Source organism: Brevundimonas sp. Marseille-Q4549 (assembly GCF_976940555.1).
Window position 1 is genome coordinate 984,342 of the sequence record NZ_CDRHXG010000001.1, and the last position, 23,144, is coordinate 1,007,485.

Consider the following 23,144-nt stretch of genomic DNA (forward strand, 5'->3'; position numbering starts at 1 on the left):
CGTCAGTCCTCGTCGTCGTCCTCGGACGCGTCGGGGATTTCGGGGGTGACGACGGTGGGGGCCAGGGTCTTGATCTCGCCCAGCTTGGCGCCGGGGAAGGCCAGAAGCACGGCCTTGACGAAGGGGTCGGCCTCGACCTGTTCGCGTTCGGCGGCGCGGGCCTTCTTCTGCTGTTCGATCAGGGTTTCGCCGCCGCCCTGGCCGTTGGCGGCGATCAGCCAGGTTCGGCCCGTCCATTCCTTCAGCCGGCCCGACAGACGCCGCGCCAGATCGACGGGCGCGCCCTCGACGCTTTCATAGACGATGGCGCCGGGCTTGAACGAGACGGGTTTGACGAACCGCTCCACGTCCATCTGCAGGCCGACCTCGCGCTTCTGACCGATCAGGGCCACGACCTGTTCGAAGGTCTGCGGATCGGGCAAGGCCGGGGCCATGACGGGACGGGCGGCCAGCTGGGCCGAGGCCCCGCCCCCGCCCATGCCAGCACCGCCGCCGCGTGGCCCGGCGCCGGCGCCCATCGGTTCGCCCGACTGCAGACGCTTCAGCGCCTCTTCCGGTCCCGGCAGGTCGGCGGCGTAGGCCAGGCGCACGATAGCCATCTCGACCGCATCGGCCGGATTGGGCGCGCGCCGCACCTCGTCCAGCGCCTTCAGCAGCATCTGCCAGGTCCGCGACAGGGTCGCCGCCGGAATGGCCGCGCCCAGGGCCGCCAGCTTCTGCGCCTGATCATTGGGCAGGCGCGTCGCGTTCGGCCCCAGCATCTTGGCGACCGATGCGGCGTGGCAATGCTCCAGCAGGTCGTTCGTCACCTGCACCGGATCGGCGCCGAAGCCGTAAAGGGTGCGGAAATTCTCCAACGCCTCGGGCGTGCGGCCAGCCATGATCGATTCGAACAGGGCGATGGTCTGGGTCCGGTCGGCCAGCCCCAGCATGTCGCGCACCGTATCGGTCTTCACCATCTCGCCGCGCTCGGCCTGGACCAGGGCCTGATCCAGCAGCGACAGGCCGTCGCGCACCGAGCCTTCGGCCGCGCGCGAGATCAGGGCCAGGGCGTCGCCCTCGATCTTCATGCCCTCGCGGTCGGCGACGCGCCCCAGATGCTCGACCAGGATTTCCGGCTCGACCCGGCGCAGGTCGAACCGCTGGCACCGGCTCAGGATCGTGACCGGCACCTTGCGGATTTCGGTGGTGGCGAAGATGAATTTGGCGTGGGGCGGCGGCTCCTCCAGCGTCTTCAGCAGGGCGTTGAACGCCTGCGTCGACAGCATGTGGACCTCGTCCAGCACATAGACCTTGTAGCGCGCCTCGACCGGCGCATAGCGGACGCTTTCCAGAATATCGCGGATGTCGTTGACGCCGGTGTGCGACGCCGCGTCCATCTCCATCACATCCATATGCTGGCCTGCCATGATGGCGGCGTCGTGCCGCCCGTGGGCGGTCAGGGCCAGCGACGGGCGGTCGATGGTGTCGGTCTCGTTGTTCAGGGCGCGGGCCAGAAGGCGGGCGGTCGTGGTCTTGCCGACGCCTCGCACCCCGGTCAGCATGAAGGCGTGGGCGATACGACCCGTCGCAAAGGCGTTGGTCAGGGTGCGCACCATCGCCTCCTGCCCGATCAGATCCTCGAAGGTGCGCGGACGGTATTTGCGCGCCAGCACCTGATAGGCGGCGCCGTCGTCGGCGGGGGCCTCAGTTTGGGCCGAAGCCGTTTTCGGGACGACAGGGAGGGCGACCGGCTCGGGCGCCGCAGCGGGCGCGCCGAACATGTCGTCGGTGTTCTCGTCGCGTTCGACGACCTCGTCCTCTTCCCAGGGCGGGCCGTCAAGATTCGGGTCGTTGTCCGTCATGCGAGAAGTCTTACAGCGCCAAAAGGACGGGGCGAAGCAGCCGCCTGTGAAAAAGATGCGTCCCAGCCTTGGCGGTTGCGGTGAACCTAAACGGGAAGGTTCCTCAGTCTTATACGCGCATAGCCTCGCATCGACAGATCGCGCATGATCGTTTCGACCTCGCGATAGCGAGCGGACTCATCAGCTCGAACATAGATCGGCTGCTCGACGTCAACGCCGAACGCATAAAGTGTTCGTCCTATCTCGGCCTTCGAAGCGAGAACCCGCCGCTCGCCGGACGAGGTGGAGACTTCCACAGTTCCATCGGCGTTCAAACCAATCTCCGCCGGATTTCGGTAGGAAAGGCCGAAACTGCACATCATCCCGGGAGGCATGCGGATTTCAGTCAGTTGATGGCGCGGCTCTGGGGGCGCCGACCCACAGGCGTACAAGGGCAACGCCGCAATGAGCCACAGCCACTTCATATACCGACAGTCTCACAATCGGCGACGCTCGACAACGCGCATCGGCGCGCGCTCAAGCAGCGAGCCGCCGCGCGGCGAGCGTTAGCGCCAAAAAGAAGGAGAAGTAGAGACCGCGACCCGAAGGGGAATTCGTTGTGGCTGCTGCCTTCCGGCCCTGACCAGATTGGCGAAGCCTTCGCCCGCGATCTCCGAGCGGGGATATGACGGGTGCGGCCGATGGAATCAAGAGCTACAAGGTCGCATGGCCTTTCAGAACACCTTCGCCGGCAATCCGCTCGACCGGGCGGGCGACCTTCGCAACGATCCCGACTGGATCGCGGAACAGGCCGCCAAGCCCTACGCCCAGGCCATGATCCTGTGGGAGGGGCGTCCCTTGATCGAGGAGGGGCCGGACGGTCCGCGCCTGGCCTGGGTGTCGATGGCCCATGCGCGCGACATGGTGCGCGACCGCGACCTGTTCCTGGGCCTTTGGAAGGACGAGCCGGTCTTCGCCATAGAGTTCGAGGGGTCCATCGACCCGACCGAGGGGCCGCTGAGGGGACTGGGCGCCTTTCATGAGATGCGCGCGGCGGCGGCTGTCCTGCCGGCGGCGGACGCGGCCATGGCGGGCGGGGCCAAGAGCCTGTTCGACTGGCGGCGCAAACACGGATCCTGCGCCAACTGCGGGACGCTGAGCCAGACGGCTTCGGGCGGTTGGAAGCGGGTCTGCCCGGCCTGCGGGACCGAGCATTTCCCGCGCGTCGACCCTGTCACCATTATGCTGCCAGTCTATGAGGGCGGGCCCGAGCCGATCTGCCTGCTGGGGCGTCAGGCGGCCTGGCCCGCCGGGCGGATGTCTGCCTTGGCCGGCTTTCTGGAACCCGGCGAATCGATCGAGGAGGCCTGCGCCCGTGAGGTGAAAGAAGAAGCCGGCCTGACCGTCGTCGCCACCGCCTATCACTCCAGCCAGCCCTGGCCGTTTCCGTCGCAGCTGATGATCGGCCTGATCGCAGAGGTTTCGGACGATCAGGCGCGCCCGGACCAGACCGAGCTGGAGGCCGTGGCCTGGCTGACCCGAGCCGAGGCGCGGGCGGTGATCGCAGGCGACCATCCGACCATCCAGGCCCCCCCGCCCTTCGCCATCGCCCACAATCTGATCAAGGCTTGGGCCGAGGAAGGCTGAAGCCCCTTCCCAAGCGGCGGATCAGCCGCCATCTAGCCGCCATGACCGACACCCTCTCCGCCACCGCCTCGACCACCGCTGCCTCTGGGAACGCCGGGGGCAAGATTCCCGTCACCGTGCTCACCGGCTATCTGGGCGCAGGCAAGACGACGCTGCTGAACCGGATCCTGACCGAGGACCACGGCAAGCGTTACGCCGTCATCGTCAACGAGTTCGGCGAGATCGGGATCGACAACGACCTGGTGGTCGGCGCCGACGAGGACGTGTTCGAAATGAACAACGGCTGCGTCTGCTGCACGGTGCGCGGCGACCTGATCCGCGTCGTTTCGGGCCTGATGAAGCGCCAACGCCCCGGCAAGCCCGCCTTCGACGCCATCATCGTGGAAACGACCGGCCTGGCCGATCCCGGTCCGGTGGCCCAGACCTTCTTCGTGGACGAGGACGTCAAGGCCAAGACCCAGCTGGACAGCGTGACCGCCCTGGTCGACGCCAAACACGTGATGGCCCGACTGGACGACTCGAAAGAGGCGCGCGAGCAGGTGGCCTTCGCCGACCGGATCATCCTGAACAAGGTCGATCTGGCGACGGCTGACGAACTGGACGCGGTCGAGGCGCGTCTGCGTGGTCTGAACCCTTTGGCCCCCATCGTGCGGGCGGAACGATCGAACGTGCCGCTGGATCAGGTGCTGGGCCTGGGCGCCTTCGATCTGGATCGCATTCTGGAGGTGAAGCCGGACTGGGTGAACCCGCCCCACGGCGCGGACGGCCACGTCCACGACGAACACTGCGGCCACGATCATCATGACCACGGGCACGAACACGGTCATGATCATCATCATCATGACCACGGCCACGGCGCGCGGGGTCATGCGCACCAGGACGACATCAAGGGGATTTCCCTGTCGCTGGATCGCCCGCTGGACGGGACGAAGTTCACCGCCTGGTTGGACCGTCTGCTGGGCGAGCAGGGCCAGAACATCCTGCGCGCCAAGGGCATCATCGACGTGAAGGGCGAGGACCGCCGCCTGGTCTTCCAGGCCGTGCACATGATCCTGGAGGGCGATCTGCAGCGCGAATGGGGCGCCGCCGAACGCCGCTGGAGCCGCGCTGTCTTCATCGGCCGCGATCTGGACGAGGCCGAACTACGCCGCGGCTTCGAGGCCTGCGCGGCCTGAAGACCTAGAGCTTCAGGCCGGCCTGGGCGGCCAGATCGACCAGCTTGACCATGGGGCGCGGGCCCCAGTGGGCGATGACCTCGCTGGCGGCCAGCGAGCCCAGCTTGCCGGCCTCTTCCAGCGTCAGACCGCGCGCCAGGCCCAGGAGGAAGCCGGCGGCGTACTGGTCGCCGGCGCCGGTGGTGTCGATCACCTTGTCGACCGGAAAGGCGGAGACCAGCACCCGTTCGGCGCCGCGCATCACGGCCGAGCCCTCGGCCCCGCGCGTGACGGCCGCGATCTCGACGATGGCGGCCAGCCTGGCGGCGGCGTCGTCGAAATCCTCGGTCTCGAACAGGGCGCCCAGTTCGGCCTCATTGGCCAGGACGATATCGGCCGACTGTTCGATGAAGCTCAGAAGTTCGGCGCGCCAGCGGGCGACGACGAAGGTGTCGGACAGGGTGATGGCGACCTTGCGGCCTGCCTTGTGGGCGGCGGCGGCGGCGCGCTCGAAGGCGGCGCGGGCCGGGGCGGGATCGAACAGATAGCCTTCCAGATAGACGATCTGGCTGGCCGCGATCAGGGCCTCGTCGATGTCGTCGGCGTAAAGCTGGTTCGCAGCGCCCAGGAAGGTCGCCATTGTCCGCGCGCCGTCCGGCAGGACGTTGATCAGGCAGCGGCCGGTGCCGAAGCCCTTGTCCGCCCCGCCGGTCAGGACCGGGGTGTCGAAATGCACGCCCGCCGCGCGGATGTCGTGGGTGAAGACCTGGCCCAGGGTGTCGTCGGCGACCTTGCCGATATAGGCCGCGCGACCGCCGAACGCGCCGACGCCCGCCACCGTGTTGCCGGCCGATCCGCCCGAGGCCTCCACCCCCGGCGCCATGGCGTCATACAAGGCGGCGCTGCGGTCTGCGTCGACCAACTGCATGGAGTTGGGCGCAAGGTCCTGCGCCGTCAGAAAGGCGGCGTCGCAGGGGCTAAGCACGTCGACAATGGCGTTGCCGACGGCGCAGACGTCGTATTGGGCGGTGTTCTGGGTCATGGGCGCGCCTTAGCGGTTGAAGGCGCGCGCGTCACTCGAAAACCTATAAGGAAGCCCTTATATGTATCGGCGCGGTGCGATAGGCAGGGCGTATGACCCGCATCGCCATCCTGACCCCCGACCCCGCCGACAAATCCTACATCGGTCGCTGGCCCGAAGTGCTGGCGCGTCTGAAGACGACGCTGGAGGGGACGGGGGCGACGGTCACGGCCACCGCCTGGACCGATCATGTCAAGGACGCGGCGGGTCTTGAGCCCTACGACCTGATCCTGCCGGTCATCGCCTGGGGCTATCACCGCGATCACGACTTCTGGCTGGCGGGATGCGAGATGTGGAGCCATGCGGGTCTGCCGCTCGCCAATCCGGCCGAGGTGCTGCGCTGGAACTCCGACAAGGCCTATCTGGCGCGGCTGGCGGATCAGGGGGTGCCGATCCCGCCGACGCGCTGGACCGACCGCGTGACGCAGGACCAGGTGGACGCCGCCTTCGCCGAGACGGGCGCGCCGGTCCTGATCGTCAAGCCGACGGTGTCGGCCGGAGCGTTCCGCACCCTGCGTCTGACGCCGGGCCAGCCGATGACGGACGCGCCGGAGGGGGCGGCGATGATCCAGCCCTATCTGAAATCCATCGAGACCGAGGGCGAGACCTCGCTGCTGTTCTTCGGCGGGCGGTTCAGCCATGCGGTCAACAAGCGGCCCGTGCCGGGCGACTTCCGCATCCAGATGCAGTTCGGCGGCCTGTACCGGACCGTGACGCCGGACGCCGAGGCGATGGCCCTGGCCGAACAGGTGCTGGCGGCGATCGCCGAGCCGCTGCTCTACGCCCGCATCGACATGGCGCGCGACGACGCGGGCGCCTGGGTGCTGATGGAGGCCGAACTGATCGAGCCGGACTTCTATCTGGACCATGATCCGGCCAACGGCGCGGGTTTCGCCGCCGCCGTGGCGGCGCGCCTGAAAGCCTAGGCCGTCTCGCCCAGGGCGATCAGCCCGGCCCGCGACGGACACAGGTCGGCGATCAGGCACGACAGGCATTTGGGCTTGCGCGCCGTGCAGGTGTAGCGGCCGTGCAGGATCAGCCAGTGGTGCGCCTTGGGCAGCCATTCCTCGGGCACGACCTCGAACAACTGCGCCTCCACCTTGTCGGGCGTACTGGCGTTGGCCAGGCCCAGCCGGTGCGACACGCGAAAGACGTGGGTGTCCACGGCTATGGCCGCCTCGATCCCCAGCTCGTTCAGCACCACCGAGGCGGTCTTTCGCCCCACGCCGGGCAGGGCCTGAAGATCGGCGCGGTTCAGCGGAACCTGGCCGCCATGCTCCTCCAGCACGATGCGGCTCAGGGCGATGACGTTGCGGGCCTTGCCGCGATACAGGCCGATGGAGGCGATGTAGGGGATCAGCCCCTCTTCCCCCAGGGCCAGCATCTTTTCGGGCGTGTCGGCGACCTGGAACAGCCGATCGGTGGCCTTGTTCACCGACACGTCCGTGGCCTGGGCCGACAGGGCGACGGCGACGACCAGGGTGAAGGGGTTGGAGAAGTTCAGCTCGGTCTTGGGATCGGGCATGACCCCGGCCAGACGTTCGAAGATCGCTTCAACCCGTTCCTCGTCCGGCGGCCAGCGCAACACCGGGATCGCCGCACCGGTCATGACGGCGGGCCGTTTGGCGGCGGGTTTGGCGCGCCTGACGGCGGGGGTCTTTGGCCGGGTCGGCTTCATGGCCCCGCTGTCGCCGTTGAGGCCGGGCGGGTCAAGGGCGCCGCAGCTGGGGTTTTTCTTTCGCGGCTCATTGATTTCTGGACGGTTGCGTCCATTTTAGCCCCGCTTCAAAACGCCGCACCCTCCCCGGAACGTCTCATGTCGCCTGAACTGAAGAAACGCCTGCCCCTGGTCGTCGCCGGCCTGGTGGGCCTGGTCCTGATCGTGGGCGGGGTGGTCTGGTGGCTTAACGGCCAGCGGTGGGAAAGCACCGACAACGCCTTCGTCCAGGCCGACACCACCCTGGTCAGCCCCCAGCTGTCGGGCCGCGTGGTCGAGGTGCTGGTCGGCGACAATCAGAGGGTCGAGGCCGGTCAGATCTTGGTCCGCCTGGACGATTCCGACCAGAAGGCGCAACTGGCCCAGGCCGAAGCGAACCTTCAGGCCGCCGTCGCCGCCGTGGGCCATGTCGACGCCCAGGCCGATCAGGAGCAGGCGACCATCGCCGCTCGCGCCGCCGCCGTCAGTCAGGCCCACGCCCAGGCCGGCCTGGCCCAGGCCGAGGTCGACCGCTATGGCAAGCTGGCCCAGCAGGGCTGGGTCTCGCAGCAACGCATCCAGACCGAGCGGGCCACCGCCGCCACCGCCGCCGCCAGCGTGCAGCAGGCCCAGGCGGCTCTGGTCGCCGAACAGCGCACGGCAGGCGTCCTCGGCTCGACCCGCCAGCAGAGCGTCGCCGCCGTCGAACAGGCCCGGGCCGTGGTCGATCAGGCCCGTATCGCGCTGGAGCGCACCGTGATCCGCGCGCCGGTCGCCGGCGTCGTCGGCGCCCGCAGCGTGCGCGCCGGTCAGTTCGTCACGCCCGGCGCGCAACTGCTGTCGATCGTGCCGCTCAGCCACACCTACATCGTCGCCAACTTCAAGGAGACGCAGCTGGCCAAGGTGCGCCTGGGTCAGACGGTGGAAATTTCGGCCGACGCCTTTCCCGGTCGCAAGATCGAGGGCCGGGTCGACAGCTTCTCGCCCGCCACGGGCGCCGAATTCGCCCTGATCCCGGTCGAAAACGCCACCGGCAACTTCACCAAGATCACCCAGCGGGTGCCCGTCCGCATCGTCCTCAGCGGCGCCGACCGCGGTCTGGTGCTGCGGCCTGGCCTGTCGGTGGACGTGAAGGTCGATCTGAAGAGCCAGGGCGGCCAGAGCTTCGCAGAGGCGGTCGGCACGGTCGCCCCCGCGTCGGCGAACAACGCGGGCACGACCCTGGACGCGACCCAAGGGGCGGCACGGCCGTGACCGCCGCCGCCCCGGCCGACGGCGCCGCCGTCGCGCCCTCCAGCGGGCCGGTCGCGGGCCGGCCCGAGATCAACTGGACCATGCTGCTGCTGGGCTTCGCCGGCATGGTGGTAGGCCAGTTCATGGCCATTCTGGACATCCAGATCGTCGCCGCCTCCCTGCCGCAGATCCAGGCCGGCGTCGGCGCCTCGGCCGACGAGATCAGCTGGATCCAGACCGCCTATCTGATCCCCGAGGTGGTGATGATCCCCCTGTCGGGGTTCCTGTCGCGGCTGTGGGGCACCCAGCGGCTGTTCCTGGCTTCGTGCGCCGGTTTCGTGCTGATGAGCATCGCCACCGGCCTGTCGTCGTCCATCGACACCATGATCCTGTTCCGCGCCATCCAGGGCTTCGTCGGCGGGGCCATGATCCCCACGGTCTTCGCCGTGGCCTTCACCGCCTTTCCTCCCGAGCGGCGGGTCACGGCCAGCGTGGTCATGGGGCTGATCGTCACCCTGGCCCCGACCGTCGGTCCGACCTTGGGCGGGCACCTGACCGAATGGCTGAGCTGGCGCTGGCTGTTCTTCATCAATGTGGGGCCGGGGCTGATCGTCCTGTTCCTGGTCGGCCGCTACGGCGCCTTCGACAAGGGCGATCCGTCCTTGGCCAAGGGCTTCGACTGGTGGGGCCTGGCCCTGATGGCGACCTTCCTGATGTCGATGCAGTTCGTGCTGGAGGAGGGCGCCAAGAACGACTGGTTCGAGGACAATCTGATCCTGATGCTGACGGTCGTCGCGGCCGTCGCCGGGCCGGTCTTCGTCTGGCGCTCCCTGACCTATCGCCAGCCGATCGTGGAGTTGCGGGCCTTCGGCAACCGCAACTTCCTGGTGGGGGTGATCATGACCTTCATCGTCGGTTTCGCCCTGTTCGGCGGCACCTTCCTGTTGCCGCTGTTCCTGGGTGGGGTGCTGCAATACTCGTCGTCTGAGGTCGGGACGACCATGGTCGTGTCGGGCCTTGCCATGTTCGCAACCGGCCCCTTCGCGGGGCGGCTGGTGCGCAAGCTGGACGCGCGGGTGCTGATGTTCGGCGGCTTCATGATGTGCGCCTGGGGCATGTGGGAGGCGCGTCTCGTGACCGACGACTGGGGCTTCTGGAACTTCGCTTCGGTCCAGGCCTTCCGGGGCGTGGGGGTCATGATGGCGATGATCGCTTCGCAGCAGGTCACGATGGCGACCCTGCCGCCGCAAATGGTCAAGAACGCCTCGGGCCTCGTGAACCTGTCGCGCAACGTCGGCGGCGCCTTCGGCCTGGCGATCCTGAACACCAGCCTGACGTCCAACACCGCCCTGCACATGGCCGAACTGACCAGCGCCATCGGCCAGGGCGACCAGGCGATGCGGGGCATGCTGGCCGGCATGGCCCAGCGGTTCTCGGGCTCGATCGATCCGGCCGCCTCGGCGCTGAAGGCGGTCTACGGCATGCTGCAGAAACAGGCGACGACCATGGCCTTCGGCGACGCTTTCGCCCTGTTGGCGGTCATGTGCGCGGGCGCGGCCTTCGTCACCCTTCTGGCCCAGCCCGTGCGAGCGCCGACGGGCGCGCCCCCGTCCGACGTCCACTGATGGCGCGCCGCCAGGGCCAGATCGACGAACGCAAGCGCGAGGCGGTGCTGGACGCCGCCGCGACCCTGTTCGCCGACAAGGGCATGGCGGTGTCGATGGAGGAGATCGCGCGCGTCGCCGGGGTGTCGAAACAGACCCTGTACAACCGCTTCGCCTCCAAGGCCGAGATCGCCAAGGCCCTGGCCAACCAGAGATCGGACGCCATCGTCGCGCCCCTGATGGGAAGCGGCGAACCGGCGCAGGTGCTGGAGGCCCTGGCCGTCAGCCTGCTGGAGCGGGTCTGCCGTCCCGACAAGGTGGGTTCGATGCGGGGCGTGGTCCTGATGTCGGCCGAGGCCCCAGACATCGCCCTGGCGGTCTATGAAGGCGGCCCGCTGCGCAGTCTGAAGCTGCTGTCGGCCTGGCTGGCCGAGCAGACGCGCGCCGGGCGGCTGGACGTGCCGGAACCCGAGGATGCGGCCGAGATGTTCAACGGCATGGTTCTGGGCCACGCCCATCTGCGCGCCGTGCTGAACGTTCCGCAACTGGAGGCCGCCCGTCGCGCCCGTCGCGCCCGCAACGCCGTGCGCCTGTTCATGGCCGCCTATGGCCCCAAGGTTTCTGTCGCTTCGAGGACGGCTTCCGACGCATAGTCGGACGTCGTCCCCGGAGTTCGCCGTGAGAGTTCGCCCATGTTGATCCACCTTTCCGCCTGGCCCGAGATCGAGGCGCGTCTGGCCTCGGGGACGCCGTTGTCCAGGACAGTGGTCGTGCCCATCGGCTCCAACGAGCAGCACGGCCCGACAGGGCTTCTGGGCACCGACTGGATGTGCCCCGAGATCATCGCCCATGAGGCGGAACGGACGGACGAGGCCCTGACGGTGGCGCCGACCTTCAACATCGGCATGGCCCAGCACCATCTGGCCTTCGCCGGCACCATCTCCCTGCGTCCCTCCACCTTCATGGGCGCCATCACCGACTGGGTGTCGTCGCTGAGCCGGCACGGGTTCGAGCGCATCTACTTCCTGAACGGCCACGGCGGGAACGTGGCCACCATCGAGGCGACCTTCTCTGAGATCTACGCCGAGTGGAGCTTCGTGGAGGAGGCGCCGCCGTTCGTGCTGAAGCTGCGGAACTGGTGGGACCTGCCGGGCGTGACCGGCCTGTGCAACAGCCTGTTCCCCACGGGCCACGGCATGCACGCCACGCCGTCGGAGATCGCCGTGACCCAGGCGGCCTATCCCGACCGGATCAAGAGCGCCGACTACAGCCCCCGGATCGCGCCGAACGGGCCGATCCGCGACGCCCTAGACTATCGCGCGCGCTTCCCCGACGGCCGCATCGGCTCGGACCCGGCCCAGGCCAGTCCCGAGAAGGGCCAGCGGATCATCGACGCCGCCGCGCCCGCCCTGCTGCGCGACGTGGCCGACTTCGCCGCCGAGGTCCGACCCTGACCCGCCGCCGCGACCCCGCCGTTGTCGGCGCCGAACTGCTGGCCGCCTCCGCCGAGGTGATCGCCGCGCGCACGACCCGGATGGCGTTGGACATGACCAACCCCAAGGGTCAGGACCTGGTCGAACTGTCCCTGATGGGGACAGAGAAGGCCGAGGCGGCGGCGGCCTCTGCGGCGGCGCTGGCGGCCAGCGCGGGGGCCATCGGCCAGCGTCTGGGTCAGGCGGCGCTGGATGAAGGGAGCAAGGCTCTGGACGCGGCCGAAGCCATGATGACGGCGGGCGACCCGGCGGCGGCGGCCGAGGCCCAGTTGCGCTACATGGTCGGCTGGTGGCGCAGGGCGGCGGGCCAGGCCCTGGCCCTCAACGCCGCCCTGATGAAGGCCCAGGCCGAGGCCGTGGCGCCCATTCACAAGACGGCGACGGCCAATGCGCGGCGGCTGCGAAAAGGACCCTGAGGTCAGCGCTCCGGGTCGGCGCCGACGACCTTCAGCTTGGGCCGCTTGACCTTGGCGGGGCGGTCGGCCTTGCGGGCCGCCTTTTCGACCTTCCTGGCCTCTTTCTCGGCCAGCTTCAGCGCCTTCTTCTCGGCCTTGGCCTGGGCCTTGGCGGCGTCGGGCGCGGCGTCGGCGGCGGCGGCAAGTTCGGCCAATTGGGCCAGGAAGACCTCGCGCTGGCCCTTGGGCAGCAGGGACAGGATGCGCTTGTCGGCGGCCTCGACCTGCGGGCGGGCGGCCTCCAGCCGGGCGGCGCCCTCGGGCGACAGGCGCACGGCCTTGGCGCGGGCGTCCAGGGTCGAGCGTTCCCGCTCCAGCAGGCCCTTGGCCGTCATCCGCGTGACCAGATCGGCCAGGGTCGAGCGGTCGATGCCGGTCATCCGCACCAGTTCGGTCTGAGTCAGGCCGGCCTTCAGCGAGGCGGCCTCCAGCACGGCGAACTGGCGCTGGGTCAGGCCGTCGGCGCCGCATTCCTCGGCGTAGATGTCCAGCGCCAGTTGAAGCGCCCGGTGCATCAGATGGCTGGGCGAGGCGCCCAGAGGGCCGACGCGCCGCGCCGTCTTGCCGGGCTTGGACCCGCCCTTGCCGTCCGACTTCACCATGACGCGCTCCCCCTCGGTTTCGTCCGAACGCGTATCATCGACGCTTTAAGATTTGACGGGGAATGCATGTCGGTTCTGCGACACTTGTCCTGGAGGCGAGCCGCTCAGAGGCCGGGGTCAGGCGAGACGGGGGCGGGCTCCTCGTCCTTGATCAGATGCTTCATGATGAAGAAGACCTGCCAGACGCCGAAGACGGCCGAGGCGATCCAAAGTCCTCCTCGGAAGGCGACCCAGGTGTCGTCCGACTGGGTGCGCCAGATCACTTCGTTCACGATGCAGACGGCCGCGAAATAGAGGCCGTAGCGCAGGGTCAGACCGCGCCAGCCCGCGTCGGTGATGCGGATCGCCTCGCCCAGCAGATATTTGAACGGATAGCGGTTCAGCGGCAGCGACCCCAGCAGCACGACCGCCAGCAGGCCGTTCTGGATCGACAGCTTGATCTTCAACAGGTTCGGGTCGTGGAACAGGATGGTCAGGACGCCGAAGATCAGGGCGAAACCGCCGGTCAGCAGCGGCAGGGGCGCCAGACGACGCTCCACCACATAGCCGACGATCAGCGCCATGGCAGAGGCGCCGACCAGCACCCAGGTCGCCTGGACCAGGGCTTCCTGTCCGTCCAGGCCGCGGGCGAAGCGGTTGACGGCATAGGCGGCCATGAAGGCGACCAGGGCGCCGAAATCGACGGCCTGGCGGATGTTGGAGGCCTTTCTCGGCGTCTCGGTCATGTCAGTCGTCCAATCCCACCAGGGAGCGCGAGAAGGCGCGGGCGTCGAAGGGTTGCAGGTCCTCCACCCCCTCGCCGACGCCGATCAGCATCAGGGGGGCGTCGGACGCCTGGGCCACGGGCACCAGCACCCCGCCGCGCGCCGTGCCGTCCAGCTTGGTCATGACCACGCCGGTGACGAAGGCGGTGCGGCCGAAGATCTGCTCCTGGGCCAGGGCGTTGCGGCCGACCGTGGCGTCCAGCACCAGCAGGGTGTCGTGCGGCGCCTCGGGATCGACCTTCTTCAGCACGCGGACGATCTTCAGCAGTTCGTCCATCAGGGCGGACTTGTTCTGAAGCCGGCCGGCCGTGTCGATCAGGACGACGTCGTAACCTTCGGCTTTGGCCTTCTGATAGGCGTCGAAGGCCAGGCCCGCCGCATCGGCGCCGTCGCGGCGGCTTTCGAAATCGGCGCCGGCCCGTTCGGCCCAGACCTTCAGCTGTTCGCGGGCGGCGGCGCGGAAGGTGTCGCCGGCGACGATCATCACCTTGGCGCCCTTGCCCGTCAGATCGGCGGCGATCTTGCCCAGGGTCGTGGTCTTGCCCGAGCCGTTCACCCCGACGAAAAGGACGACATAGGGTTTGGGGCCGGACAAGGGATCGAAGGTCGCCTGGCGTGGCGACAGTTCGGCGGCCACGGCCTCGGCCAGGGCCTCCTTGACCTCGCGTTCGGGCGCATCCTTGCCGAACTTCAGCCCGCGGAACCGCTCGACGATCCGGGCCGAGGCGGCGGGCCCCAGGTCGCTTTCCAGCAGATGCTCTTCCAGCTGCTCCAGCGACGCCTCGGACAGAGGCTCCTTGACGAAGGTGGCGACGACCTGATCGGTCATCTGCTTGGACGAGCGGGACAGGCCCTGCGACAGGCGCTGGAACCAGCCCTTTTTCGGCGTATCGGTCATGACAGGGCTTTAGCGGGGGCGAAGGCGGACGTCATCCGCATTCGCGTGGAGAAGGATCGGGGCGAACCACCCCGCCCCGACGCAAGGTTTCGGATCGGACTCGAAAAAAGGAGTCCGAACAGTCCGAATAGTCCGAATAGTCCGATTTGGCGCCTTTCGTCGCCGCCGGGTTCGTCAGGCGGCTCAGTCTAACCCAGACGGAAGGGGCGCCGCATCGATTGCGGGTGTGGCGCGCCAAGGGATTGAAAATACTGGCGCAAGGCGCGCGGATTTGGCGACGGGGCCGCAATGGGGCAGGCTAAGGCCGATGGAGAACGCGATGGGCGACAACTTCCCGCAAGGGACGGTACATCAGGCGAATGCAGACTTGGAGACGGCCGTGCGCGCCGATCCCACGTTGCTGGAGCTGTGGGCCGGGCTGACGCCGCTGGGCCGCAACGAATTCCTCTGTTGGGTCGACGACGCCAAGCAACAGGCGACCCGACAACGCCGGATCGACCGCCTGACCGAAGATTTGCGGCAAGGCAAGAAGCGCCCCTGTTGCTGGGCCGGCTGCATCCATCGCACGGACAAACGCCCGAGCCGGTGGCAGCAAGCGGTGCTGATCGATGGGAAGCGCAAGGGCCAAGCGTAGCCGGCTTGGGACCGCCTGCGAAGGAAAGGCGGGCTTTCGATCCGTCGTGTCGCGTCGCGCCGAACCCGACGCCCTGTCCCATTCCCGCCTTGGACCATTACCCGCTATAGAGGGGCGACCGGCGCGGGCCGGGTGATGCGGACGATCCGATGACCGAGAGCCATCCCTTCTTCTCGCCCAAGACGCACGGCTTCGTTCGCGTGGCGGCGGCCAGTCCGGTGGTTCATGTCGGCGATCCGAAGGCCAATGCGGCCGAGCATCTGGACCTGATCCGCCAGGCGGGCGAGCAGGGCGTGGACCTGATGGTGTTTCCGGAGCTGTCGCTGTCGGCCTATGCGATCGACGATCTGCATATGCAGGCGGCCCTGCTGGAGGCCGTGGAGCGGCAGATCGCGGTTCTGGCCGAGGCGACGGCGGACGCGGGCGTTATCGCCGTGGTCGGGGCGCCTCTGCGCAACGGCGACGCCCTGTTCAACTGCGCCGTGGTGCTGGGTGCGGGGCAGGTGCTGGGCGTCGTGCCCAAGACCTATCTGCCCAACTATCGGGAATATTACGAGAAACGCTGGTTCGCTCCGGCGACGGCGCGGACCGAGGACGTGATCCGGCTGAACGGCGAGACGGTGGATTTCGCGCCGGGCCTGATCTTCGAGGCGGCGAACCGGCCGGGCTTCGTCTTCGCGGTCGAGATCTGCGAGGACTATTGGGCGCCGCTGCCGCCCTCGACCCGCGCGGCTCTGGCGGGGGCGCGGATTCTCCTGAACCTGTCGGCGTCCAACATCGTCATCGGCAAGGCGGACGAGCGGGCGATGCTGAGCGCCAGCCAGTCGGCGCGGACGCTGTCGGCCTATGTCTTCGCCGCCTCGGGCTGGGGCGAGAGCACCACCGACCTGGCCTGGGACGGGCAGGCGACGATCCATGAACTGGGCGCGAAGCTGGCGGAAGGGGAGCGGTTCGCCCTGGAGAACCATCTGACCCTGGCCGACGTGGACGTGGACCGGATCGGGCTGGATCGTCTGCGCAACGGCACCTTCGCGGAGTGTGCGAGGAATGAGGGCGAGGCGGCGACGGTCGTGCCCTTCATGGCGCGCGAGGACCATGAGGCCAGCGAACTGATCCGACCATTGGACCGCTTCCCCTTCGTGCCCGACGACGCCGGGCGGCTGGATCAGGACTGCTACGAGGCGTTCAACATCCAGGTTCAGGGGCTGATGCGTCGGATGACGGCGACGGGGGCCGAGCGGCTGGTCATCGGCGTGTCCGGCGGGCTGGATTCCACTCAGGCCCTGCTGGTCGCCTGCCGCGCCTTCGACCGGCTGGACCTGCCGAGGACCAGCATCCTGGCCTATACGATGCCTGGGTTCGCGACCTCGGACGGGACGAAATCCAACGCCTGGGCGCTGATGAACACGCTGGGCGTCACCGGCGCCGAGATCGACATCCGCCCCGCCGCCGAACAGATGTTCAAGGACATCGGCCACCCCTACGCCGAGGGTCAGCCGGTTCACGACATCACCTTCGAGAATGTGCAGGCGGGGCTGCGAACCGACTATCTGTTCCGGCTGGCGAACCAGAACAAGGCGTTCGTCCTGGGGACCGGCGACCTGTCGGAACTGGCGCTGGGCTGGGCCACCTATGGCGTCGGCGACCACATGAGCCACTACAACGTCAACGGCGGGGTGGCGAAGACCCTGATCCGGCACCTGATCCGCTGGGTGGCGGCGGGCGACCTGATCGGCGCGGGCGCGCGCGAGACCCTGCACGCCATTCTGGACACCGAAATCTCGCCCGAACTGGTGCCTGCGAAAGACGGGGTGATCCAGTCGACGGAAGGGACCGTCGGCCCCTATGCGCTGAACGACTTCTTCCTGTTCTACCTCAGCCGGTTCGGCATGGCGCCGTCCAAGGTCGCCTTCCTGGCGCATCAGGCCTGGGGCGATGCGGGCGCAGGGCATTGGCCGGCGAATACGCCGGACGACGAGAAGGTCGAATACGATCTGGCGACGATCAAGGGCTGGCTGCGGAAGTTCCTGATCCGCTTCTTCCAGACGGCCCAGTTCAAACGCTCGGCCCTGCCGAACGGGCCCAAGGTGGTGACGGGCGGGTCGCTGTCGCCGCGCGGCGACTGGCGCGCCCCCTCGGACGGGAATGCGCGGGCGTGGCTGGACGAACTTGAAGCCAACGTGCCGGACGCCTGACGGCGAAATCCCGCACAGGGCGTATGGATATTCCCGAAAGCGGGCGCTAGAAGCTTGGCCATGACCGACGACGTGACCAAGGACTCCAACGGCAATCTCCTGGCCGACGGCGACAACGTGACCCTGATCAAGGACCTGAAGGTCAAGGGATCGGGCGGGGTGACGCTGAAGCGCGGAACCCTGGTCAAGAACATCCGCCTGACCAGCGACCCCGACGAGATCGAGGCCAATGTCGAGAAGGTGCGCGGCCTGGTGCTGCGGACCGAGTTCGTCAAGAAGGCCTGATCGGCTTCGGTCGGCCTCAGCCGGCGGCGATCCGGCGCGCGGCCTCCAGGTCCGCCGGATTGTCGACCGACAGCGGGGCCTCGTCGATGACGGCGGCCCAGATCTGCATCCCCATCTCCAGGGCGCGCAGCTGCTCCAGCTTCTCGCGGCGCTCCAGCGGCGACTGCGGCGCGGCGCAGAAGCGGTTCAGGGCGTCGCGGCGATAGCCGTAGACCCCGATGTGGCGCCAGATCGGCGCGTCGCCGTACAGGGTCGATCGGGTGAAATAGAGGGCGCGGCCCTGCCGCTCGGCGTCCCCTAACGCCAGAACCGCCTTGACCACGTCGGGATTGGTCCGGTCGGAGACGTCCGCCTCGACCGCGACCAGGGTGGCGATGTCGCAGGCGGGTTCGCCGTGCAGGACGGCGGCGCAGGCCGTGGCCAGGCCCGGACTGGCGAAGGGCATGTCGCCCTGGACGTTGATGACGGCGTCGAAATCGCCTTCCGGGTCGATGGCGTCCACGGCGGCGCGGATGCGGTCCGAGCCCGAGGGCAGGCCCGGATCGGTCAGGACGGCGCGGCCGCCGGCGGCTTCCACCGCCTCGACGATCTCTGGGTCGCCGGCCGCGACGACGACGGGAAGACCCGACAGTTCGGCCTGTCGATAGGCGCGCACGATCATGGGCTGGCCGCCGATGTCGGCCAACGGCTTGTTCGGCAGGCGCGTCGCCGCCATGCGAGCGGGTATCATTATCAAAGGATTCATCGACTTCCCTGACGCCGGTGGTGGCCCGTCGTGCGCGGGCGCGGTTGCGAAGGCCGCGCTACCGTGCCAGACACGCCGACGCAAGAAGATGTCCGGGGCGTGTTCACGCGGGGGCCCGGCGCGGCAGAGGGAGCAGACCAGGCGCATGAGCGGCGATCTGAAGTGGAACAAGATTTTCGGCGCGGCGCTGGGGACGGCCTTCGTCATCCTGGTGGTCCAGCAGGCGTCGGGCCTGATCTATCATTCCGAACCTCCCAAGAAGATGGGCTATTTCGTCGATGCGCCAGAAGAGGCGGCGGGCGGCGAGACGGCCGAGCTGCCGCCGGATTGGGGCACCGTCCTGCCGACCGCCGACCTGGCCGCCGGCGAAGCCGCTTTCGCGCGCTGCCAGGCCTGCCATGACGGCCATCAGGGGGGCGCCGACAAGATCGGTCCGAATCTGTGGGGCGTGGTCGGCGGCCCGGTCGAGCATCGGCCCGGCTTCGCCTATTCGGACGCCATGACCAAGCACAAGGCCGAGGTTCCGACCTGGACCTATGACGCCCTGAACAGCTTCATCACCGCGCCGGCGAAATACGTCCCCGGCACCAAGATGTCGTTCGCCGGCATCCGCGACGCCCAGACCCGTATCAATCTGATCGCCTGGCTGCGGACCCAGGGCTCTTCGGGCTATGCGATTCCCGCGCCCGATCCCGCGCGTCAGCCGGGGGCCGCGCCCGCCGCCGGCGAGGCCGCTCCGGCGGAAGGCGCTGCTGCGACCGAGGCGACGGGCGCGGCGCCCGCCGCCGCAGGCGCTGCCGCCCCGGCCACGACCCAGACGACGCCCGCCGCTCCGCCGGCGGCCGCCAGCCCTGCGCCCGCGAACCACTGATCGCGGCCGGACGGCGAAACGGACTGAAAAACGGACGGGGGCGGCCCGACGGGCCGCCCCTTTTTCGTGCCCGATCCGCCGCCGTCTCAGAGGATGCGGGCCGCCGTTTCGAACGGCAGGCGGGGCGAGCGCGGATAGAGATCCTGGTCCGAGCCATAGCCCAGGTTCAGGATATAGTTCGGCTCTACATTGCTGTCGGGAAAGAACTCGGCCTTCACCCCGGCCGCGTCGAAGCCGCACATGGGGCCGACATCCAGGCCCAGGGCGCGCGCCGCAATGGTCAGATAGCCGCCCTGAAGCGAGGCGTTGCGAAACGCCGTCTCGCGTCGGGCCGCCTCGTCGGCGAACCAGTCGCGCGCGCCGGGGGCGTGGGGGAACAGGGTCGGCAGATGATCGTGGAAATCCAGGTCCTGGCCCAGGATCAGGTTCACCGGCGCCTGCAGCGTCTTGGCGCGGTTGCCCTCGCTCATCAGCGGGGCCAGCCGGGCCTTGGCCTCGGGCGAGGTGACGAAGACGAAACGGGCGGGACCGGCGTTGACGGCGGTGGGGCCCAACCTGGTCAGGTCATAGAGTTTCCGCAGAAGTTCGGGTGCGACCGGGCGGTCGGTCCAGGCGTTGCGGGTGCGCGCCTCTGTGAACAGCTGCGCCAGGGCGGCGTCCGACAGGGGGGCGTCGCGGGCGGGGAGGGCGTCATAGGCCATGTCGGAAACTCCTGATCTGAACGGCAACAAGAACGGGAGCTAATTAAGGCCTGTTCCGCCGCGTTCAATGTCAGGAACGGCGACGCTGCGTTTCCGAACACGCGCCCTGTTGCGAGAGATGCCGAAAACCCCTGTCGTCGGCGCGGTCTTGCCCCTATCTAGGAGGCATGAAAGATCTGACCCAACTGATGCAGCAGGCCCAGGCGATGCAGCAGAAGCTGCAGGACGCCCAGGCCAGGATGGCCGAAACCACCGCCGAGGGCTCCTCGGGCGGCGGCCTGGTCTCGGTGGCTCTGAAGGGGCCGGGCGAGATCACGGCGATCCGAATCGACGACAGCCTGTTAACGCCCGGCGAGGGCGACATCCTGGCCGACCTGATCGTGGCGGCCCACGCCGACGCCAAGCGAAAGCTGGACGAACAGAACAACGCCCTGATGCGCGAAGCGGCCGGCCCGATGGCGGGGATGAACATCCCCGGAATGCCGAAACTGTTCTGATGGCCGCCTCCGCCGGGCCGGAGATCGAACGGCTGATCTCCCTTCTGGCCAAGCTGCCGGGACTGGGGCCGCGCTCGGCCCGCCGGGCGGCCCTGGCCCTGCTGAAGCGCCGCGAGCAGCTCCTGGTCCCGCTGGCGGCGTCCCTGGCCGAGACGGCCGAGAAGGTTGTGTCCTGTTCGGTGTGCGGCGCGCCCGACACCCGCGACCCGTGCGCCATCTGTTCGGACGGCGCGCGCGACAACGGCCTGATCTGCGTAGTGGAAGAGGCCGGCGCCCTGTGGGCCATGGAGCGGTCGGGCGCGTTTCGCGGCAAATATCACGTCCTGGGCGGCCTGCTGTCGGCCCTGGACGGCGTGGGGCCGGAGCATTTGCGGATCGCCGAACTGGTCGGTCGCGTGAGAGGCGGCGGGGTGCGCGAGGTGGTCCTGGCCCTGCCAGCCACGGTCGACGGCCAGACGACCGCCCACTATGTCGCCGAGCGGATCGCCGGGCCGGATGTGGAGATCACCAGCCTGGCGCGCGGCGTGCCGGTGGGCGGTGAACTGGACTGGCTGGACGACGGCACCATCGTCCAGGCGCTGAGAGCGCGCCGACCCGCCTGAGCGCTCAATTCGACGGCGCGGTCGGGCCGTCGTCCGCGAAGACTTGGGTTTCGGCCGCGGCGGCCTTGGGGCCGGTTTCGACATTCTTGGAATCGAAGACCCCGTTCGTCAGAAGCCAAAGGCCCAGCAACAGGATCGCGGCCGTCAGGGTCGATATGGCGAGGATCACGAGGATGCGCGGGTTCTTGCGGCCGCTGCGCACCAGTTCGGCGTCCACCGGGCGACCCTCGTGCACCGCATCGGCGGCCTTGTCGTGTCGGCGGGGTTGTTCCGGGGTCATGACGGCCTCTCGCGTGGTGAACGTGTGCAAAGGCCAACGTCGTCGAAAGGGCGCCGTTCCGCATCGGGCCGTGCGGCGCGACCGCGCGCTTCTAAACCGGCGCGACTCCCGCTAGGAACGGAGCATGAACATGATCGCGCCCCTTCTCGCCGTGCTGGCTCTCGCCCTTGGGGGCGGCTTTCTGTGGGCCTTCATGGGCTGGCAGCGGACGCGCGGTGAACTGGCGGCGGCCCAGGCGCGCATCGATCTGATCGAGGAAGGCCGCGCGACGATGAACGAATATCTGAAGGCCCAGGCCGCCCAGTCGGCCCAGGCCGTCGCCGACCAGATGGTCAACCGCGCGACCGAGACCTTTCGCGCCCAGGACCAGCTGGCGCGCGAGCGGATGGCCGCCCAGTTGAAGCCCGTCGCCGACACCCTGACCAAATTCCAGGAACATGTCGCCGCACTGGAGAAGACCCGGTCGGAAGAGACGGGCGGCTTGCGCGAACAGCTGGCGGCCCTGATGGCGGCGTCTTCCGCGACGCGCGACGAGGCGCGCAAGCTGACCGAGGCTCTGCGCGGCAACACCGGCCGGCGCGGCCGCTGGGGCGAGCAGACCTGCCGCAACGTGCTGGAGGCCGCCGGCATGGCCGGAAGGTTCGACTTCACCGAACAGACCTCCAGCGCCGACGACGAGGGACGCCAGAACCGGCCCGACTTCATCGTGCGTTTGCCCGGCGGCGGCATGTTTGTGATCGACGCCAAGGTGCCACTGGCCTTCGACGACGAGGACGGCGACGAGGAGGCGCGCGTCCGATCCGTCGGCCTGCGCACCGCCGCCAGCCTGAAGACCCATGTGCGCCAGTTGTCGTCAAAGGCCTATCAGGACCAGTTCCGGCCCAGCCCGGACTTCGTCGTCCTGTTCGTGCCGGGCGACAGCTTCCTGGCCACGGCGCTGGACCATGCGCCGGATCTGCTGTCCAACGCCATGGAATCGCGGGTGGTCATCGCCACGCCGTCGACTCTGTTCGCCCTGTGCAAGGCCGTGGCCTATGGCTGGCGGGCCGAGGAGCAGGCGGCCAACGCCGACAAGGTCGCGGCCCTGGGGCGCGAACTCTACAAGCGGCTGTCGGTCATGGGCGGCCACGCCGTCGCCGTTGGTCGGGCGCTGGACACGGCGGTGGGCAAATACAACCAGTTCGTCGGTTCGCTGGAAAGCCAGGTCATGGTCGCGGCGCGCCGTTTCGAAGACCTGCAGGTGGACCACGAAGGCAAGACCCTGCCCGAACTGGCGCCGGTCGAGACCGCGCCCCGCGCCGTCAGCCGGCCGGAACTGATCGCCCCCGTCGCCGAAAGCTGATCGTCGGGCTGGAAAGCCTGCTTGACAAACTGCGCGCGTATATGACAATGGTCCTTGTCAGTTAGACAAGGAATGTTGACCGATGCGGAAATGGACGCCGGTTCTACGGGCGGCGGCGATCACCTTCGGGGGCGTCTTGCTGTTCGGTTTCGTCAGCGGGGTTCTTGCGGGCTACGGCGGTCAGGCGGGCTGGTTCGACGGCCAGGCGGTCGAACAGATCGTCATCGCTGTCTTCGCGGCTGTCCTTATGGCGGGCGCGCTGTGGATCGGCGCGGAATGGATGCGTGTCATCGACGAGGCGGCGCGAGAGGCCCACAAGGCGGCCTGGTACTGGGGCGGCACGGCGGGCATGTGCGTCAGCGGCGTGGGCCTGGTCCTGGCGTCGGGCGGCCCTTGGAGAGAGGTGATCGCCGGCTGGATCGGCTCGGGCGCGGCGCCGGTCGACTATGTCTCGGCCGGGGCGGCCCTGATGATCGCGCCCATGCTGATCGGCTATATCCTGGTCTGGGTGTGGTGGTGGCTGGCGCGGATGAGGAGCTGAG

The 23,144-nt window shown here is 68.6% G+C and carries 26 protein-coding genes and 1 other RNA gene; 16 read left to right on the forward strand and 11 right to left on the reverse strand.

Annotation, left to right across the window (positions count from 1 at the left end):
- Positions 1-2 precede the first annotated feature (2 nt).
- The 3 genes from ACWPV3_RS04935 to ffs form a co-directional block, all read right to left on the reverse strand.
- A complete protein-coding gene (locus ACWPV3_RS04935; RefSeq protein WP_453977064.1) occupies positions 3-1,844 on the reverse strand; it encodes a DNA polymerase III subunit gamma/tau in 1,842 nt (613 codons plus the stop codon).
- 86 nt (positions 1,845-1,930) lie between these two features.
- The gene (locus tag ACWPV3_RS04940) at positions 1,931-2,308 is read right to left on the reverse strand and encodes a hypothetical protein (RefSeq protein ID WP_312736102.1); all 378 of its coding nucleotides are present in this window, start codon (positions 2,306-2,308) and stop codon (positions 1,931-1,933) included.
- A gap of 99 nt (positions 2,309-2,407) precedes the next feature.
- Positions 2,408-2,501: signal recognition particle sRNA small type (gene ffs, locus ACWPV3_RS04945), an RNA gene on the reverse strand.
- 48 nt (positions 2,502-2,549) lie between these two features.
- Here ffs and nudC point away from each other — a divergent pair.
- Positions 2,550-3,470 carry an NAD(+) diphosphatase gene (gene nudC, locus ACWPV3_RS04950; protein ID WP_453977065.1) on the forward strand — a complete coding sequence of 307 codons (921 nt, stop codon included), beginning with the start codon at positions 2,550-2,552 and terminating at the stop codon, positions 3,468-3,470.
- A 41-nt stretch (positions 3,471-3,511) separates the two neighbouring features.
- Positions 3,512-4,645, forward strand: a complete 1,134-nt coding sequence (locus tag ACWPV3_RS04955; protein ID WP_453977066.1) for a CobW family GTP-binding protein — start codon at positions 3,512-3,514, stop codon at positions 4,643-4,645.
- Positions 4,646-4,649: 4 nt separating this feature from the next.
- Here the strand turns inward: ACWPV3_RS04955 and ACWPV3_RS04960 are convergent, their stop codons facing one another.
- Complete coding sequence (locus ACWPV3_RS04960; RefSeq protein WP_453977067.1) at positions 4,650-5,666, reverse strand: adenosine kinase; 1,017 nt, start codon at positions 5,664-5,666, stop codon at positions 4,650-4,652.
- 92 nt (positions 5,667-5,758) lie between these two features.
- On the opposite strand from ACWPV3_RS04960, the gene ACWPV3_RS04965 reads away from it, so the two are divergent.
- Positions 5,759-6,631 (forward strand): ATP-grasp domain-containing protein, encoded by an 873-nt coding sequence (locus ACWPV3_RS04965; protein ID WP_453977068.1) that lies wholly within the window; start codon positions 5,759-5,761, stop codon positions 6,629-6,631.
- Here the strand turns inward: ACWPV3_RS04965 and nth are convergent.
- A complete protein-coding gene (nth, locus tag ACWPV3_RS04970; protein WP_313454706.1) occupies positions 6,628-7,383 on the reverse strand; it encodes an endonuclease III in 756 nt (251 codons plus the stop codon). The genes ACWPV3_RS04965 and nth overlap by 4 nt on opposite strands.
- A 138-nt stretch (positions 7,384-7,521) precedes the next feature.
- Here nth and ACWPV3_RS04975 point away from each other — a divergent pair, with 138 nt between their 5' ends.
- The 5 genes from ACWPV3_RS04975 to ACWPV3_RS04995 all read left to right on the forward strand — a co-directional run bounded on the left by ACWPV3_RS04975 (position 7,522) and on the right by ACWPV3_RS04995 (position 12,147).
- Positions 7,522-8,655, forward strand: coding sequence for an HlyD family secretion protein (locus ACWPV3_RS04975; protein ID WP_312736110.1), 1,134 nt, complete (start codon positions 7,522-7,524; stop codon positions 8,653-8,655).
- Positions 8,652-10,259, forward strand: a complete 1,608-nt coding sequence (locus ACWPV3_RS04980; protein ID WP_453977069.1) for a DHA2 family efflux MFS transporter permease subunit — start codon at positions 8,652-8,654, stop codon at positions 10,257-10,259. The genes ACWPV3_RS04975 and ACWPV3_RS04980 overlap by 4 nt, the downstream gene beginning before the upstream one ends.
- Complete coding sequence (locus ACWPV3_RS04985) at positions 10,259-10,891, forward strand: TetR/AcrR family transcriptional regulator (protein WP_453977070.1); 633 nt, start codon at positions 10,259-10,261, stop codon at positions 10,889-10,891. Before ACWPV3_RS04980 ends, ACWPV3_RS04985 begins: the two co-directional genes overlap by 1 nt.
- Before the next feature lie 39 nt (positions 10,892-10,930).
- Positions 10,931-11,692, forward strand: a complete 762-nt coding sequence (locus ACWPV3_RS04990; RefSeq protein ID WP_453977071.1) for a creatininase family protein — start codon at positions 10,931-10,933, stop codon at positions 11,690-11,692.
- Between the two features lie 92 nt (positions 11,693-11,784).
- Positions 11,785-12,147 carry a phasin family protein gene (locus ACWPV3_RS04995; RefSeq protein ID WP_453977072.1) on the forward strand — a complete coding sequence of 121 codons (363 nt, stop codon included), beginning with the start codon at positions 11,785-11,787 and terminating at the stop codon, positions 12,145-12,147.
- Positions 12,148-12,149: 2 nt separating this feature from the next.
- Here ACWPV3_RS04995 and ACWPV3_RS05000 read toward each other — a convergent pair whose 3' ends face one another.
- The 3 genes from ACWPV3_RS05000 to ftsY form a co-directional block, all read right to left on the reverse strand.
- Positions 12,150-12,788: a MarR family winged helix-turn-helix transcriptional regulator gene (locus tag ACWPV3_RS05000; RefSeq protein ID WP_453977073.1), complete on the reverse strand. Its 639-nt coding sequence runs from the start codon at positions 12,786-12,788 to the stop codon at positions 12,150-12,152.
- A gap of 104 nt (positions 12,789-12,892) precedes the next feature.
- On the reverse strand, positions 12,893-13,513 hold the full coding sequence (locus tag ACWPV3_RS05005; protein WP_453977074.1) for an inner membrane-spanning protein YciB: 621 nt from the start codon (positions 13,511-13,513) through the stop codon (positions 12,893-12,895).
- Position 13,514: 1 nt separating this feature from the next.
- Entirely contained in the window at positions 13,515-14,450 is a 936-nt protein-coding gene (gene ftsY / locus ACWPV3_RS05010) for a signal recognition particle-docking protein FtsY (protein ID WP_453977075.1), read from the reverse strand.
- Positions 14,451-14,769: 319 nt separating this feature from the next.
- On the opposite strand from ftsY, the gene ACWPV3_RS05015 reads away from it, so the two are divergent.
- The 3 genes from ACWPV3_RS05015 to ACWPV3_RS05025 all read left to right on the forward strand — a co-directional run bounded on the left by ACWPV3_RS05015 (position 14,770) and on the right by ACWPV3_RS05025 (position 17,564).
- Positions 14,770-15,084 carry a YdeI/OmpD-associated family protein gene (locus ACWPV3_RS05015; protein ID WP_292086094.1) on the forward strand — a complete coding sequence of 105 codons (315 nt, stop codon included), beginning with the start codon at positions 14,770-14,772 and terminating at the stop codon, positions 15,082-15,084.
- 149 nt (positions 15,085-15,233) lie between these two features.
- On the forward strand, positions 15,234-17,279 hold the full coding sequence (locus ACWPV3_RS05020; protein WP_453977076.1) for an NAD(+) synthase: 2,046 nt from the start codon (positions 15,234-15,236) through the stop codon (positions 17,277-17,279).
- Positions 17,280-17,339: 60 nt separating this feature from the next.
- Positions 17,340-17,564, forward strand: a complete 225-nt coding sequence (locus ACWPV3_RS05025; RefSeq protein WP_453977077.1) for an alkylphosphonate utilization protein — start codon at positions 17,340-17,342, stop codon at positions 17,562-17,564.
- A gap of 16 nt (positions 17,565-17,580) precedes the next feature.
- On the opposite strand, the gene ACWPV3_RS05030 is transcribed toward ACWPV3_RS05025, so the two are convergent.
- Positions 17,581-18,309 carry a 3-deoxy-manno-octulosonate cytidylyltransferase gene (locus ACWPV3_RS05030; protein WP_453977078.1) on the reverse strand — a complete coding sequence of 243 codons (729 nt, stop codon included), beginning with the start codon at positions 18,307-18,309 and terminating at the stop codon, positions 17,581-17,583.
- 145 nt (positions 18,310-18,454) lie between these two features.
- Between ACWPV3_RS05030 and ACWPV3_RS05035 the strand changes: the two genes are divergently transcribed.
- Positions 18,455-19,180: a c-type cytochrome gene (locus tag ACWPV3_RS05035; RefSeq protein ID WP_453977079.1), complete on the forward strand. Its 726-nt coding sequence runs from the start codon at positions 18,455-18,457 to the stop codon at positions 19,178-19,180.
- 86 nt (positions 19,181-19,266) lie between these two features.
- Here the strand turns inward: ACWPV3_RS05035 and ACWPV3_RS05040 are convergent, their stop codons facing one another.
- Positions 19,267-19,881, reverse strand: coding sequence for a malonic semialdehyde reductase (locus tag ACWPV3_RS05040; protein WP_453977080.1), 615 nt, complete (start codon positions 19,879-19,881; stop codon positions 19,267-19,269).
- 167 nt (positions 19,882-20,048) lie between these two features.
- Here ACWPV3_RS05040 and ACWPV3_RS05045 point away from each other — a divergent pair, with 167 nt between their 5' ends.
- Positions 20,049-20,378 (forward strand): YbaB/EbfC family nucleoid-associated protein, encoded by a 330-nt coding sequence (locus ACWPV3_RS05045; RefSeq protein ID WP_292086086.1) that lies wholly within the window; start codon positions 20,049-20,051, stop codon positions 20,376-20,378.
- The gene (recR, locus tag ACWPV3_RS05050; RefSeq protein ID WP_453977081.1) at positions 20,378-20,980 is read left to right on the forward strand and encodes a recombination mediator RecR; all 603 of its coding nucleotides are present in this window, start codon (positions 20,378-20,380) and stop codon (positions 20,978-20,980) included. The genes ACWPV3_RS05045 and recR overlap by 1 nt, the downstream gene beginning before the upstream one ends.
- A 4-nt stretch (positions 20,981-20,984) precedes the next feature.
- Here the strand turns inward: recR and ACWPV3_RS05055 are convergent, their stop codons facing one another.
- Complete coding sequence (locus tag ACWPV3_RS05055) at positions 20,985-21,260, reverse strand: hypothetical protein (protein ID WP_313452051.1); 276 nt, start codon at positions 21,258-21,260, stop codon at positions 20,985-20,987.
- Positions 21,261-21,384: 124 nt separating this feature from the next.
- Here ACWPV3_RS05055 and ACWPV3_RS05060 point away from each other — a divergent pair, with 124 nt between their 5' ends.
- Both ACWPV3_RS05060 and ACWPV3_RS05065 read left to right on the forward strand, forming a co-directional pair.
- The gene (locus ACWPV3_RS05060) at positions 21,385-22,602 is read left to right on the forward strand and encodes a DNA recombination protein RmuC (protein ID WP_453977082.1); all 1,218 of its coding nucleotides are present in this window, start codon (positions 21,385-21,387) and stop codon (positions 22,600-22,602) included.
- An 82-nt stretch (positions 22,603-22,684) separates the two neighbouring features.
- Positions 22,685-23,143, forward strand: a complete 459-nt coding sequence (locus tag ACWPV3_RS05065) for a hypothetical protein (RefSeq protein ID WP_453977083.1) — start codon at positions 22,685-22,687, stop codon at positions 23,141-23,143.
- Position 23,144: the final 1 nt, after the last annotated feature.